Annotated in this window: 11 protein-coding genes and 1 pseudogene; 7 read left to right on the forward strand and 5 right to left on the reverse strand. The window is 42.2% G+C overall.

Annotated elements, in window-relative coordinates; genetic code table 11:
* Positions 1-616: 616 nt before the first annotated feature.
* Entirely contained in the window at positions 617-1,189 is a 573-nt protein-coding gene (locus MiAbW_RS16135; protein WP_151696927.1) for a Uma2 family endonuclease, read from the reverse strand.
* Between the two features lie 209 nt (positions 1,190-1,398).
* Between MiAbW_RS16135 and ileS the strand changes: the two genes are divergently transcribed.
* From ileS to MiAbW_RS16150, 3 genes are all read left to right on the forward strand, one after another.
* A complete protein-coding gene (gene ileS, locus MiAbW_RS16140) occupies positions 1,399-4,257 on the forward strand; it encodes an isoleucine--tRNA ligase (RefSeq protein ID WP_151696928.1) in 2,859 nt (952 codons plus the stop codon).
* A gap of 103 nt (positions 4,258-4,360) precedes the next feature.
* Entirely contained in the window at positions 4,361-4,783 is a 423-nt protein-coding gene (locus MiAbW_RS16145; protein ID WP_151696929.1) for a hypothetical protein, read from the forward strand.
* Between the two features lie 10 nt (positions 4,784-4,793).
* A complete protein-coding gene (locus MiAbW_RS16150; protein WP_238707319.1) occupies positions 4,794-6,005 on the forward strand; it encodes a ParA family protein in 1,212 nt (403 codons plus the stop codon).
* On the opposite strand, the pseudogene MiAbW_RS16155 reads toward MiAbW_RS16150, so the two are convergent.
* Positions 6,003-6,190, reverse strand: a pseudogene (locus MiAbW_RS16155) (hypothetical protein); the annotation flags it as partial. The gene MiAbW_RS16150 and the pseudogene MiAbW_RS16155 sit on opposite strands and share 3 nt — an antisense overlap.
* 90 nt (positions 6,191-6,280) lie before the next feature.
* On the opposite strand from MiAbW_RS16155, the gene MiAbW_RS16160 reads away from it, so the two are divergent.
* The 3 genes from MiAbW_RS16160 (at position 6,281) to MiAbW_RS16170 (ending at position 8,431) form a co-directional block, all read left to right on the forward strand.
* Positions 6,281-7,396, forward strand: coding sequence for a DUF262 domain-containing protein (locus MiAbW_RS16160; protein WP_151696930.1), 1,116 nt, complete (start codon positions 6,281-6,283; stop codon positions 7,394-7,396).
* Complete coding sequence (locus MiAbW_RS16165; RefSeq protein WP_151696931.1) at positions 7,386-7,889, forward strand: endoribonuclease; 504 nt, start codon at positions 7,386-7,388, stop codon at positions 7,887-7,889. The genes MiAbW_RS16160 and MiAbW_RS16165 overlap by 11 nt, the downstream gene beginning before the upstream one ends.
* Before the next feature lie 125 nt (positions 7,890-8,014).
* The gene (locus MiAbW_RS16170; RefSeq protein WP_238707320.1) at positions 8,015-8,431 is read left to right on the forward strand and encodes a RidA family protein; all 417 of its coding nucleotides are present in this window, start codon (positions 8,015-8,017) and stop codon (positions 8,429-8,431) included.
* A gap of 40 nt (positions 8,432-8,471) precedes the next feature.
* On the opposite strand, the gene MiAbW_RS16175 is transcribed toward MiAbW_RS16170, so the two are convergent.
* Positions 8,472-10,352 carry a DNA-directed RNA polymerase subunit gamma gene (locus tag MiAbW_RS16175; protein WP_151696932.1) on the reverse strand — a complete coding sequence of 627 codons (1,881 nt, stop codon included), beginning with the start codon at positions 10,350-10,352 and terminating at the stop codon, positions 8,472-8,474.
* Positions 10,353-10,367: 15 nt separating this feature from the next.
* Here MiAbW_RS16175 and MiAbW_RS20245 point away from each other — a divergent pair, with 15 nt between their 5' ends.
* Positions 10,368-10,520: a hypothetical protein gene (locus MiAbW_RS20245; RefSeq protein WP_159297168.1), complete on the forward strand. Its 153-nt coding sequence runs from the start codon at positions 10,368-10,370 to the stop codon at positions 10,518-10,520.
* A gap of 12 nt (positions 10,521-10,532) precedes the next feature.
* Here MiAbW_RS20245 and MiAbW_RS16180 read toward each other — a convergent pair whose 3' ends face one another.
* Together MiAbW_RS16180 and MiAbW_RS16185 are read right to left on the reverse strand one after the other, a co-directional pair.
* Complete coding sequence (locus MiAbW_RS16180; protein WP_151696933.1) at positions 10,533-12,068, reverse strand: WD40 repeat domain-containing protein; 1,536 nt, start codon at positions 12,066-12,068, stop codon at positions 10,533-10,535.
* A 42-nt stretch (positions 12,069-12,110) separates the two neighbouring features.
* Positions 12,111-13,691, reverse strand: a complete 1,581-nt coding sequence (locus MiAbW_RS16185) for a photosystem II high light acclimation radical SAM protein (protein ID WP_151696934.1) — start codon at positions 13,689-13,691, stop codon at positions 12,111-12,113.
* Positions 13,692-13,922: the final 231 nt, after the last annotated feature.

The following is a 13,922-nucleotide window of genomic DNA, read 5'->3' on the forward strand; positions in this document are numbered from 1 at the left end:
GGGCGATACCACGACTTAACTAGGGTTTGCGGCAAAAAGTTTTTCCTGGGGGCAGGCTTCGGCTGTGAGCTTTTGTCGAACGCTCAGTCGAACGGATGCAGGAGTTTCAGGCTTTGTTGCCCTGCTTTTTGTACTATTTATGTACTAAAAAATAATAATGCAAGGTTTTTGAAGGTCTCAATCTTAATTTTCTGGCACTAACATTGGATTTTAACAGGTCAAAAGCCTTATTTTAAAAGGGTTTTACCATTATTCAGCAGACCCTATATAATACTAAATCCAGTTATTAAAAACTGATTATTTATTCCCCCTTTTGCCTCTTGCCTCTTGCCTTTTGCCCGTCCTAATATGTAGCCTATACTCAACGGATTTAGTATAAGAGAGATCAGTCTTTGTGTCCTCTGTGTCTCTCTGGTTCCTTCCACTCGGTCTCGCGTAGCGAGCGCGTTGCGACCGCCAGCAGGACTGTATCTTATAATACATTTTACCCACCCAACCCAAGAGAGCCCCTTTTTGAGGTACGATCGGGATTGACAAATTCACTTACAAGCTCTACAATCCCTGAAAAACTCGCTGATGGATTGGAAACCTGAGTAAAGTCAAAAAAAAATGGCAATCAGATCAAACCGGGGACTTTGCGATAGATAGAAGAGATCGATCCCCGGAATCCTACACTGGTAAATTCTACCTCATCTCCCGCTTCATAGATCTGTTCTTGCCACACTCCCAAATCCTCGCGACGGTGACATTCAATTTTCATCTGGTTTTGATGGATAAGAATGTATTCTTTTAAGGTGGGACAGGTTTGATAATCGCTAAATTTATCACTCCTATCAAAGGATTCCGTAGATTTCGATAATACTTCAATAATCAGAACGGGATAGAGAATAAAATCATCGGTATTGTTAATCTCTCTCTCGTCACAAACCACCGCAATATCGGGATAATAATAACAATTTGCCTCCTCTAACCGGACTTTGATATCGGAAGTGAGAACAAGACAGGGACTATCATCGAGATGGATACTCAATAAGGTGGCTAGATTTGTATTTAAGACAATATGCGGCTTTTTTGCGCCTACCATCGCATAAATCCGTCCTTTTCGGTACTCATGCTTGATCGGACTGACTCTTTCCCCTTCTAGATACACTTCTGGAGAGACATAAAAAAAATTAGGATTCGTCACCATCGTCCTCATGCTCCCTATCCTCGAATAACTGAATTATAGCCTTTGGGAATCATCGCTCTTGGACTCAATCTCGCTAGACTTATAGATCAATGATTGTCACTTGTAATATTTATATTACAGTTATGTGACAGAATAGAGATAACGACTCTCAAAGGGACGTTATTTAGGAATGAATCCCGAAAACGATTGATATCCATAGGTTTGCCAGAATGTCCAACGCTAAAAGTTACAAAGATACCGTTAATTTGCCTCAAACTGACTTTGATATGCGAGCAAATGCGAGCAAACGTGAGCCAGAAATCCAGAAATTCTGGCAAGATGAGCAAATATACGAGAAATTAGCGCAAAATAACCCCAAAGAATTATTTATTCTCCACGATGGACCACCCTACGCTAACGGGTCCCTGCATATCGGTCATGCTTTAAATAAAATTCTCAAAGACATTATCAATAAATATAAACTGCTGCAAGGCTACAAAGTGCGCTATGTGCCGGGTTGGGATTGTCACGGGTTGCCGATCGAACTAAAGGTTTTACAAAGTCTTAAAAGCTCGGAAAAAGAGGGTCTAACCCCTTTGAAATTACGTCAGAAAGCCCATGATTTTGCCCTTCAAACGCAAAAAGAACAGTGTGAAGGTTTCAAAAGATATGGAGTCTGGGGAGACTGGGAAAATCCCTATTTAACCCTAAAACCTGAATACGAGGCCGCTCAAATTGCCGTATTCGGAAAAATGGCCCTGAAAGGTTATATTTATCGGGGACTAAAACCGGTTCACTGGAGTCCTAGTTCTCAAACCGCTTTAGCTGAGGCAGAATTAGAATATCCCGAAGGTCACACTTCCCGCAGTGTCTATGTTGCTTTTCCGATTACGTCAGTTTCAACCCCGGTTTTAACGCCATTTTTGCCTAATTTATCCGTGGCTATCTGGACGACTACCCCTTGGACTTTACCCGGGAATTTGGCCGTCGCATTGAACCCAGAATTAAACTATTCAGTGGTGGAAACCAGCGAGTCTAATTATCTAATCGTAGCGACGGATTTAGTCGAAAAATTGGCCGACATTTTTAACACAACTTTGACGATTAAAGCAACGGTTAAAGGTCTGGAATTAGAACATACTAAATATCGTCATCCTTTGTTTGACAGAGAAAGTGCTATTCTCATCGGTGGGGATTATGTCACCACTGATTCCGGCACCGGATTAGTTCATACTGCACCTGGCCATGGTCAGGAGGATTATATCGTCGGACAACGTTACGGTTTACCGATACTTTCTCCCGTGGATGATAAGGGAAATTTCACCGCAGAAGCGGGACAATTTGCGGGTTTAAATGTCTTAAAAGATGCTAATGAAGCAATCATTTTAGCACTGACAGAAAAAGGTGCCTTACTCAAAGAAGAAGCATATCAGCATAAATATCCCTACGATTGGAGAACCAAAAAACCGACAATTTTCCGCGCAACAGAACAATGGTTTGCTTCCGTGGAAGGATTCCGAGAATTAGCTTTAGATGCGATTGATTCGGTGCGTTGGATTCCTGCAACGGGTAAGAATCGCATTACTTCTATGGTTAGTGAAAGAAGCGATTGGTGTATCTCTCGTCAGCGCAGTTGGGGGGTTCCTATTCCTGTTTTTTATGACGAAGAAACGAATGAACCTCTGTTAACCGAGGAGACGATTAATCACGTTCAAGCTATCTTCGCAGTCAAGGGTTCTAACGCTTGGTGGGAGTTATCCGTAGAGGAATTGTTACCCCCCAGTTATCGCGATAATGGTCGCAGTTATCGCAAGGGAATGGATACTATGGATGTGTGGTTTGATTCTGGTTCTAGTTGGAATGCGGTGGCTAATGCTCGACCAGAATTAAGTTATCCTGCGGATATGTATCTAGAAGGATCGGATCAGCATCGGGGATGGTTTCAATCGAGTTTATTAACCAGTGTGGCTGCTAATGGTATTGCTCCCTATAAAACGGTGTTAACTCACGGTTTTGTTTTGGATGAACAGGGACGAAAAATGAGTAAATCTCTGGGTAATGTCATCGATCCCAATGTGATCATTAATGGTGGTAAAGACCAGAAAAAAGAACCCGCTTATGGGGTGGATGTGATTCGGTTATGGGTGTCCTCGGTGGACTATACCAATGATGTGAATATCGGTCAAAATATTCTTAAACAGTTGGTAGATATCCGTAATAAAATCCGTAACACTGCCAGGTTTTTACTGGGGAGTTTAAATGATTTTGATCCCCTTAAGGATGCGGTAGCTTATGAAGATCTACCGGAGATTGATCGCTATATGTTACATCGTATCTCGGAAGTGTTTACGGAAGTAACGGCAGCTTTTGAAAGTTTCCAATTCTTCCGCTTTTTCCAGACGGTACAGAATTTTTGTGTTGTCGATTTATCTAACTTTTATATCGACATCGCTAAGGATCGTTTATACATTTCTGATCCTAATTCTTTCCGTCGTCGCAGTTGTCAAACAGTTTATGCTATTGCTTTAGAAAATCTTGCTAAAGCGATCGCTCCTGTCCTGTCTCATCTAGCGGAAGATATCTGGCAATTTCTCCCCTACAAAACTCCTTATTTATCAGTATTTGAGTCAGGATGGCTAAACATCGATCCTGCTTGGAATAATCGCGAATTAGCCGATAAATGGTCTAAATTCCGGCAGCTACGCACCGAAGTTAATAAGGTGATGGAAACTGCCAGAAATGATAAGGCGATCGGTGCTTCTTTAGAGGCAAAAGTTTTACTTTATGTTCCCGATGAAACCTTACAAAAGGAGTTAGAATTATTCAACAATTGTGATAGTTTAACGGGAAATAAAGTCGATGAATTGCGTTATCTATTTCTCTCTTCTCAAGTGGAATTAGTCAGTGATATTAGCGCAATTCAAACCGCAGAATATAAGGGAGAATCGGACTTTGTTTCGGTGGGAATTGTCAAAGCAGACGGCGAAAAATGCGATCGCTGTTGGAATTATTCCACTCAAGTGGGAAAATTTGCCGATGATCCCACTATTTGCGAGCGCTGTAATGCCGCTTTAAAAGGAGAGTTCTAAGCTAAACTAAAAGGGTGCTTTATTGTTTAATAAAGTACCCTTGTTTAATCCTCAGCTAAAAACTTATTCACAGGTATTAACTCTAGGGAATAGATAATTAGGGATGGAAGATTACCAATCAGCTTTTTTACAACGTCATCAAGATACAGAAATACTTTGTGAATCTAATAGGAAAATAGCTGCTATGCACTTTGGAGGTATTACGATCGAATGTTTGCTGAAATCTATGATCTTAGCTTCGGTATCCAGTCAAGAATGGAAAACTAAGTCCAATAACCCCGGACATACCATAACTAATCCGGGTCACAGTTTGACAGCAGCTCTAAAAAGTAATAATCGTCTCTATTCGAGAGTTCAAAATTATCCAGACGTGATAAAATGGATTAATATAGTAGAAAATCCTAGTCAAAATTTTATAGATATGCGTTATTCCAGCAGTGAACCGAATGACGATAAATACAAAGAGTGGTTATCAGCGTATCAAAGTCTGAAAAGATGGCTTCAGAAACAAGCTACTCAACTTTAAGGAGATAGTTATGTCAGAAACTTGGTTAAGATCACTGAAACAAAAATTAACAGATATATATGTTCAAAAAGAAGCACAAGAATGGGTTGATCTCAATGTATCTACTGCTGGACTTTTGAATATAACTATCGTCAGTGATAAGTTTGAAAATTTATCAACAACTCAGCGAAGAGAAGCAGTTAAAAATGACATAGAACAACAGCATAAATTTTTAGGTTTTATATCTTTATATACTATTCAGGAGGCAGCCTCTCTCGATCTAAAAGCTCCACAACTTCTGGACGAAAAATCAATTCACACTTGGCAAGATTTAGCTTTGTGGTCAGCTAATCCACAAAATCAATCACCGTCTTCTCCCGAACTTTGTCTTCCTAGAACCGTAACTTTTTATTCTTTTAAAGGGGGAGTAGGTAGGACAACTGCTTTAATTCATGTTGCTTGGATTTTAGCGATGCGAGGTCGTAAAGTAGTAGCTGTTGACTTGGATTTAGAAGCACCGGGGTTAAGCACAGCTTTCCCCTTAAATCCCTCACCGAAATACGGAATTGTGGACTATTTTTATGAAAAATCCTATTTACCAGAAGGTGTAGAAGCAAAGATTAATATCACTAAAATATTTGGAGAAGTTAATATTCCCGATGCGACGGGAAGACTATTTATTGTTCCTGCGGGTTATTTGAGTCTTGATTACATTACTAAAGTTGATGATCTGCGAGCAACAACAATTCTCGATAATGGGGAAACACTCTGGTCAAATTTTAGTCGAGAGATTCAAAATCAGTTAAAACCTGATCTTATCTTAGTAGATTCGTGTACTGGAATCAATGAATGGGGAGCTTTATCTTTACTACAGGCAGCCAACGAAGCAATTATTTTTTTATTTCCTAACGAACAAAATCAAAAAGGAATCGAGCTTCTTTTGCAATCTTTGACTTCTTTTGGCCGACTTTCGCTTAATTTTGTTTTTTCACCCGTTCCCGATTTAAGTGATACAGGAATAACTAAAGTTACTCATGCTTGGCAAATTTTACAAAAGGATATTGACAAAAATATAGATATAGATGAAACTACCGATCATGATTTAGATATAGATTCAGAAGACTATTTAATCATACCTTATATTCCCTTGATCGCTCTAGCAGACCGTTATCCTGTCACTGGATTACTGGATTATTATACTCCCATTGCTAACTTAATCGATGAAGATACCAATTTTCAGTAGATAGCATCCGAGAGAACCTTGATTCCTTCTTAATTCTCGCTTTGGTAGTGCTTTGATGACATCCCAGCTGCCATTTGCCATTGAGATAAATTTCCCTCTTGACCAAGTTGATAGAGCAAGTTTCTTTGTTCTATGTTAAGATGTTGGTGGCTTCGTTTTTGTGTCTGATCTGTTGTTGTATTGATCAGACAGTACCTGATGAGCCTTTTTCTGTCAACTCTTAAGAAGTCGTGCGTTTCATTTTTGAATTGGCAATATTAGGACGGATAAAAATTATGGTTAATTATCTCACTCAAGAAGAGAAATTACTAGCAGCCGAAGAAGAAAAGTATCTAGAGGAAGAAGATGATGTGGATTTTCCTCCTGCGGATATTATTGCTTACAATGAGCAGCGATCCTGCTCTGATCTAGTTAGAATGTATCAAAAAAAACAATTGGTTATCGATCCAGATTTTCAAAGAGATGTGGTGTGGACTGATCCACAACAAACTCGTTTTATTGATAGTTTAATGAAACAGTTACCGATTCCTAGTATGTGTATTAGTCTTGACTATAAGACAGATAAACGCTATATCATCGATGGATTACAACGAATTAGTACCATCGTCAAATTTTTAACTACTGAAGATTGGAAGCTATCAAAATTAGCTGATGTAGATTCGTCTATTTCTGGAAAAACAGTTGAGGAAATAAAAACTCAGCATGAAGAATTATATGAACGCGTAGAAAATATGACTATTCCCATCACCATGATTCGCTATGACTCCAGCAAAAAAACTCATAATAATTATATTTTTAACATTTTCCATCGCTTAAATACCGGTGGAGTAAAACTCAATAATCAGGAGATCAGAAATTGTATCTATAATGGCGAGTTTAATACTTTTTTAAAAGAATGCGCTCAATATGAAAACTGGCTTTTGCTGATGGATCGAAAGCAGAAAAAAGCATCTCGATTTGAAGATGAAGAATTAGTTCTTCGTTTCTTTGCTTTTTATGATGGATATCAGAACTACAAGGGGAAATTGACCGGATTTTTAAATGATTATATGTATAAACATAGATTGGCTCATGAAGATTTTATTCAAGATAAAGATCAATTATTTAAGCAAACTGTTGACTTGATTTATGATAGAATCTTCAAAGAGGAACCTCTCAAAACCAGTAAAGTTATTGCTGAGGGAATTCTGTTAGGAGTTGCCAAAAATTTAGATACTTTAGTCAATCTCTCCAATGATGAATTACAAGACAAGTATTCTAGATTAATAAAATCTGAACCATTTTTAACTAAAAATTTATCTGGTGGTATGTATCGAAAAGATAAGGCTTTAGAGAGAATTAATACATCTATCAAAATTTTTTCATCTACTTCTACTGGTAATGATTACTAAAAGTTATTTATTCAAGACGCTAAACAGGCTTGATAAACTCTATAATGACTCTACAACTGATGATAGAAAAATTTTTTATTCTAAACTAGCTCTTATAGAATTATGTGGCTGGATCGAGGAAACTATGGATGATATAGTTTTAAGATGTGCTAAACGATGCTTAAAGTCCCCAGCTAACCAAAAATTCATCAAAGACGAGATTATTAAGCCTAACTCTAACTTTCAATATGAAGCTTTTAGAAAAATGTTGATGATAGTTATTGGTTTAGCAACATTAGAAAAAATTGAAAAAAAGTTAGAAAAAACTGATAAAATTAGTGCTTTAAAAGGTGATCTTGTTAATCTAAAGAAAAGTAGCAATCGAGCGGCTCATACTCATACTAAAGGTACTTTGAGAACCTATGACGCTCCTTCTAAAACTAAACATGATTTTGATAGAATATATGCTTTGTTAACAGAGTTAGATGCAGAATTGCAGCGTCATAAGTGTTGACTTATTTCTCGTACAATCGCTTTTAGCTCACCTTCGACAAAGACAATCAGTCAAAATTAAACCCCCTGACCGGCGAAAATTAACTGCAAGCGATCGAAAAACTGGGAAAATATTCAATTGATTCAATGTCATCTTTTTTAACTATCCTGCCCATGAATAATCAGGTCATCCGTACTGATAAAGCTCCGGCCCCTGTGGGTCCCTATAATCAAGCGCTCGCCGCTACTGGTCCTTTTCTCTTTGTTGCGGGACAAATTCCCCTAGATCCCGTCACGGGTGAAATCGTCTCCGGGGAAATTAGCGCCCAAACCGAACAAGTTATGGCCAATCTAGAGGGCATTTTAACCGCTGCGGGGGCTAAGTGGTCAAATGTGGTGAAAACTACCGTCTTTCTCTCGGATTTAGCCAATTTCGGGGCTATGAATCAAGTTTATGCCCGTTATTTCCCCCCGGAAACCGCCCCAGCCCGGGCCTGTGTGGAGGTAGCCCGTCTTCCCAAAGATGTGCTAGTGGAAATAGAATGTATTGCCGCTTTAGCCTAAAAATTAAGGTGGGCATTGCCCACCCTAACCTAATCTCTCTCTAGACCACCAAAGCTTCTAGAATCGTCTTATTGTAGATAATTCGCCCTACTGTAGTACGCACATACTGGGAAATTATCTCACCATCCTTCTCGCGGGTTTTGCGCTCCCGATAATATTTCCAGATGCTGCCATCGGGGAGAGTTTCCGTTTCCAGGACTTCCTCATCGGGTTTATTGGTTTTCACCTTTTCTCCGACCGGTAAACGCAACCACACAGAAGCGTGCAGATCCACCAATCCCTGATCAAAAGAGCGAATAGCGTCATCCATGCTGGCGAAATAACGACCCCCACCCTTTTGGGCCTTGGGATTTTCGGCCGTGAGATAATAACAACCCAAAACCATATCCTGAGAAGGGGCAACAATCGGACGACCGGTCGCCGGTGAGAGAATATTATGACAGGCCAACATCAACAAGCGTGCTTCCGATTGTGCCTCCAGGGAGAGGGGAATATGTACGGCCATTTGGTCCCCGTCAAAGTCAGCGTTAAAAGCGGGACAGACGAGGGGATGTAACTGAATCGCCCGGCCCTCCACCAAGATCGGTTCAAACGCTTGAATGCCCAAACGGTGCAGGGTGGGGGCGCGGTTTAACATCACCGGGTGTCCCGTGATCACTTCATCCAAGACGTGCCAAACATTGGCATCCCCCCGTTGGATCATTTTCTTGGCCGCCTTGATATTATTGACGATGCCTAATTTAATTAAACGATGGATAACGAAGGGTTGGAACAATTCGATCGCCATTTCCCGGGGTAAACCGCATTGATAGATCTTCAACTTCGGACCGACAACGATAACCGAACGTCCCGAATAGTCCACCCGTTTGCCGAGGAGATTTTGACGGAAACGCCCCTGTTTACCCTCAATAATATCCGATAAAGACTTCAGGGCGCGATTATTGGCCCCCACCACCGTGCGACCGCGACGACCGTTATCAATTAAAGCATCGACGGCCTCCTGTAACATCCGTTTTTCGTTACGGACGATAATTTCCGGGGCGAGAATTTCTTGCAGACGGGATAAACGGTTATTGCGGTTAATCACCCGACGGTAGAGATCGTTCAGGTCAGAGGTGGCAAAACGGCCGCCGTCCAACTGCACCATCGGGCGTAAATCGGGAGGAATCACGGGAATTACGTTTAAAACCATCCATTCTGCCTGAGAACCCGTGGCGATAAAGTTATCGATTACCCGGAGACGTTTAATTAATTTTGCCCGTTTTTGCCCCTTACTTTCGACAATTTCCGTCCGCAGTCTTTCCGCTTCTTCTTCCAGGTTAATTTCCTGTAAGAGTCTTTCGATAGCCTCGGCCCCGATACCCACTTCAATACCGACTAATTCCGAATCCTCTGCGTAGATTTCCTCTTCGATCTCTAACCATTGATCTTCGCTGAGGAGTTGTTTATAACTAAGATTGCCGGCATTGCCCGGATCGAGAACCACATAGGCATTAAAATAGACGATCTGCTCCACGTCCCGCAGGGGCATATCGAGCAGGATACTGAGATAACTGGGAATACCTTTGAGATACCAAACGTGGGTGACGGGGGCAGCTAATTTGATAAAACCCATGCGATGACGACGTACCCGCGACTCGGTGACTTCCACCCCGCAACGTTCACAGACAATTCCCCGGTGACGGACGCGTTTGTATTTACCGCACCAACATTCCCAGTCTTTCGAGGGGCCAAAAATTTTCTCGCAGAATAACCCATCCATTTCCGGTTTGAGAGTCCGATAGTTGATCGTTTCTGGTTTGGTTACTTCTCCGACGACTTGACCGTTAGGCAGGTTTCTTTCTCCCCATTGCCGAATTCTCTCGGGGGACGCTAAACCGATTTTGACGTAATCAAATCTTTGATCTGTTGGAGTCTTCATTCTGAATTTTTTACTATGGGTAATGATTCTGGGATAAGCGATCGCTCTCGCGTTCTCGATGCCCCGATGACAACTATTGGGCAGAAACGACAATTAACTCAGTCACTTTTTCTTGGGGTCAAACTGGCCCGACCGAGTCCGGGACATTACATTATACAATTTTTCTAGTTCGATCGACCATTAAGTGATATTTTCCCAGATGGTGATGCTACCGTCGGCCGCGGCCGCCGCTAGGTGACAATAATCGGGGCTGAGAACTAAACTGGAGATCGGCGACGATCGCCCATCGGCAGCGCTGAGAGTTGCGATCGCCTGTTGAGAATTGGCTAACCAGATTTTAATCTCTCCGTCGGTTCCCCCGGTAAATAACCATTGACCCTCCTCTGCAAATACCAAGCTTGTCACCTGACCATTATGGGCATTGATCACCCTAATTGGCGCAAAATGACCGCTTTTCTCTGGGTCGTATTGCCAGATTTTCACCGTCCCATCCACACAACCGGCGGCAATAATCTGACTATCGGCAGCGATCGCCAGACTCTGCACCGAAGAAATGTTACCGGATAGGACGGCGATTTTTGCTCCCGATCCCAATTGCCAGAGGGTGACAGTGCCATCACCTCCAGCTGCGGCGATAAAATCTTGATTAGGAGCCACTGCTAGGGCATAAATTGCCCCTAGGCTGTCATAGGAGCTAAATTCTTCGTTTTCCTGCTCTAAATTCCACTGTTTTAGGGTTTGATCGTAACTACCACTAACCAAAAAATGCCAACGGGGGGCAAAATCCAGGCCGTGAATCGAACCGAGATGACCGAGGAAAATTTGATTTAATTCCAGATTACTGCCATCGCTGGCTAAAGTCCATAATTTAACGGTTTGATCGAATCCTCCCGTCGCTAGATGATAATCGCCGTTTCCAGTCACTGCTAGGGCTAAAATGCCCTGATCGTGAGCTTCCACCGTATTAATCAGGGTTCCCCTCGCAAAATCCCAGATTTTTAGGGTACGATCCCAACTAACGCTAATTAAAAACCGTTGATCCTCGGTAATTGCGATCGCTGTAATCATTTCCCGATGGGCGGTCAGACGGCGATAATAGTGCCAATGGGGGATAGGGACAGGGGGGGAAGTGGGAGTTAAATTAAGGGCAGGTAGGGTGATTTGTGGCTCATTTTCCGCTTCTGTGCCAGGAATATCCGCCGATTTTTCGTTAATCGGTAAAATCTCTCTTTGTAAGCGACCGTAGGATTTTTCCAGATGTTCGATGCGTTCCAGGAAAAGGTTACGGTTGATATATTGAATAATTTGATTGTAGGACTGTTCGAGGGCGAGAATATTCTCTTCTAATTCTGCGATCTCGCGTTGCGAGCGCGTTGCGACCGCACGAGCGTTATCGCTGGCTGCCGCGGGACTCAGGGACTGTATTTGTGCCGATAAAGCTTCTTTTTCTTCTTCCCACTGATCCTGTAAATGACCGGCCATCGCGGTTAAGCGTTGACGTTGCCTGTTTCTCTCTCGGAGACGATTGAGAATATTTAACCCGAAAGTCACGACTAGGAGGAACAAAGGCAAAAACCCCGCACCCATGGCGATAAGGGTAAGCAGGGTTAATCCTAGGGCGATATATTCCGCTAATTCTAGCCAATGGGGGCGATGGTCGGTCATTTTGCAGTTACCGGTAAAGGGATTTTGATCATCTCCTGATTTCAGACTCATGGTAACGCTAATTGCCGCCTTGGGATTGACTAAAATTAATTTTTAAGCAGGAGTTAAGACTTTTTTCTTAGTTTCTATCGGTGCAGTTAAAGCGCATTCTAAATCGGCCTTCCCTAGTCTTGCTTCCAAAATTTTCAGCACTTCTCGTCCAAAATCATCGGGATTTTGTCGCCATGCTTGCAGACAAACTTCGCCAAAAAATGACCCCAAAGGTTCAGGATTCCAGAGCAGTTTTTTGGCTGTCCAGGGCATTAAACTCATGGGATCGTAGTCGGGTTTAATAATTTCTTTTTTGAAGGCGTATTCTTCTAGATGAGTGTGGGGTTGTAGTCCGATAAAAAAGATAGCTGGTTCCACTTTATCGACTCCAAAAATATTTTCTAATTCCCGATGATAGGCGATAGTTTGACGAATCGTTTCTAGGGTTTCATCAATAACATTAAAGGAATAATTTACCGAAACTAGATCATTAAAACCCGCCGCTTTTAAGTCTCGACAATTTTGCAGAACTGTCCGCAAATTATAGCCCATACGCATTTTGCGGACTAATTCCTGAGAACCACTGGTGATACCGATTTCAAAGTAGTTCATGCCTGTTTTTACCATTAAATCGCACAGTTTCGGAGTGAGATTATCAGCACGAATATAGGCAGCCCAATGGATATCTTTCATCCCAGCGGCGAGGATTTTTTCTAATAATTCTTCTACATCGTCGATAAATTTTCTGGCGGGGATAAATTGGGCATCGGTAAACCAGAAATTGCGAATGCCGCGGTCGTATAATTGGCGAATTTCCTTAACTACTTCATCGGCGGGATTAATGCGTACTTGTTTGCCTTCGACGACGGTATAGATGCAGTAGCAGCAGTTATGGGGACAGCCGCGCTTGGTTTGCACCCCGATATAAAAGTCGTTTTCTTGGAAATAGTAGGAAAATTCCGGCCAAATACTGGCGATGTAGTCGTAGTTACAAGCGGATTTTTCTAAAGGGGTGGGAGATTCGTGGATTAAACGCGGCCGGGGTGTGGTTTCTCCGACGACATAACAACGTTCATCGCTAAAGTCTCGACCGGAGAGGAATTTTTCTAGCAGGGTTTCCCCTTCTCCCACTGATACAATTGTTCCTATGGGCAGTTTAGTTTTTAGTTGTTCGTAGAAAACACTGACGGCACCACCCCCGACGATAACTCGCGCTTCGGGATGGTATTTTCTGGCCCGCTGCAACCCGCGGCGAATTAGTCCCTGATTGCGCCATAATTCGCCGTAGTAGGCGGTTGTCACCTTTAAACCTCCCAAAGCACCGCGCAGCTTGATTAGGGGGTTTTTAGCGTAGTAAAATTCAAAGGCGTTTTGCAGGGGATTACCACCGCGACCACCGACGGGGGCATATATTTGAATATCCCGCCAGGAGAATACTAGCAGGGTGGGACGAAATTCGTCAACACAGCGATCGAGTGCCTGGTTAAAGTCTAAGGGGGGGACGGTACCAAGGTCAAAGATCCTTTGTTCGATGTCGGGGAATAGTTTATGAACGTGGTCGGAAAGGTAAACCACACCGATGGGGAAAATGGGGTTACAGGGGAGTCTAACGTAGAGGATGCGTTGTGCTTGCGGTTGAGTCATGAGATTTCTGAATGGGACGAGGACGCATTCTGAGTAATCTTAATATAACTTAACTTTGCTGGGCTTGTCTGGCAGTTATCAGTTATCAGTTATCAGTTATCAGTTATAGCGGGTTTCAGTTGAATGAGGTACAGCATGGATGACTAGGTAGGCTCTTTAAAAGGGGTATCGCAATAGCAACAATGGGTAAACCAGTGATGGATGTCTCGCAATGTAATCTGACTAAAGGCT

The organism is Microcystis aeruginosa NIES-4325 (assembly GCF_008974145.1).
GTDB classification, from domain to species: Bacteria; Cyanobacteriota; Cyanobacteriia; order Cyanobacteriales; family Microcystaceae; genus Microcystis; species Microcystis aeruginosa_G.

What these genes read in the sequence shown, in the direction of transcription:
- MiAbW_RS16170 (WP_238707320.1), top strand. Translation starts at nt 8,015, where the DNA reads ATGTCATCTTTTTTAACTATCCTGCCCATGAATAATCAGGTCATCCGT.
- MiAbW_RS16160 (WP_151696930.1), top strand. Translation starts at nt 6,281, where the DNA reads ATGGTTAATTATCTCACTCAAGAAGAGAAATTACTAGCAGCCGAAGAA.
- MiAbW_RS20245 (WP_159297168.1), top strand. Translation starts at nt 10,368, where the DNA reads ATGGGTAATGATTCTGGGATAAGCGATCGCTCTCGCGTTCTCGATGCC.
- MiAbW_RS16135 (WP_151696927.1), bottom strand. Translation starts at nt 1,189, where the DNA reads ATGGTGACGAATCCTAATTTTTTTTATGTCTCTCCAGAAGTGTATCTA.
- MiAbW_RS16180 (WP_151696933.1), bottom strand. Translation starts at nt 12,068, where the DNA reads ATGAGTCTGAAATCAGGAGATGATCAAAATCCCTTTACCGGTAACTGC.
- MiAbW_RS16145 (WP_151696929.1), top strand. Translation starts at nt 4,361, where the DNA reads ATGGAAGATTACCAATCAGCTTTTTTACAACGTCATCAAGATACAGAA.
- MiAbW_RS16165 (WP_151696931.1), top strand. Translation starts at nt 7,386, where the DNA reads ATGATTACTAAAAGTTATTTATTCAAGACGCTAAACAGGCTTGATAAA.
- MiAbW_RS16150 (WP_238707319.1), top strand. Translation starts at nt 4,794, where the DNA reads ATGTCAGAAACTTGGTTAAGATCACTGAAACAAAAATTAACAGATATA.
- MiAbW_RS16185 (WP_151696934.1), bottom strand. Translation starts at nt 13,691, where the DNA reads ATGACTCAACCGCAAGCACAACGCATCCTCTACGTTAGACTCCCCTGT.
- MiAbW_RS16175 (WP_151696932.1), bottom strand. Translation starts at nt 10,352, where the DNA reads ATGAAGACTCCAACAGATCAAAGATTTGATTACGTCAAAATCGGTTTA.
- ileS (WP_151696928.1), top strand. Translation starts at nt 1,399, where the DNA reads ATGTCCAACGCTAAAAGTTACAAAGATACCGTTAATTTGCCTCAAACT.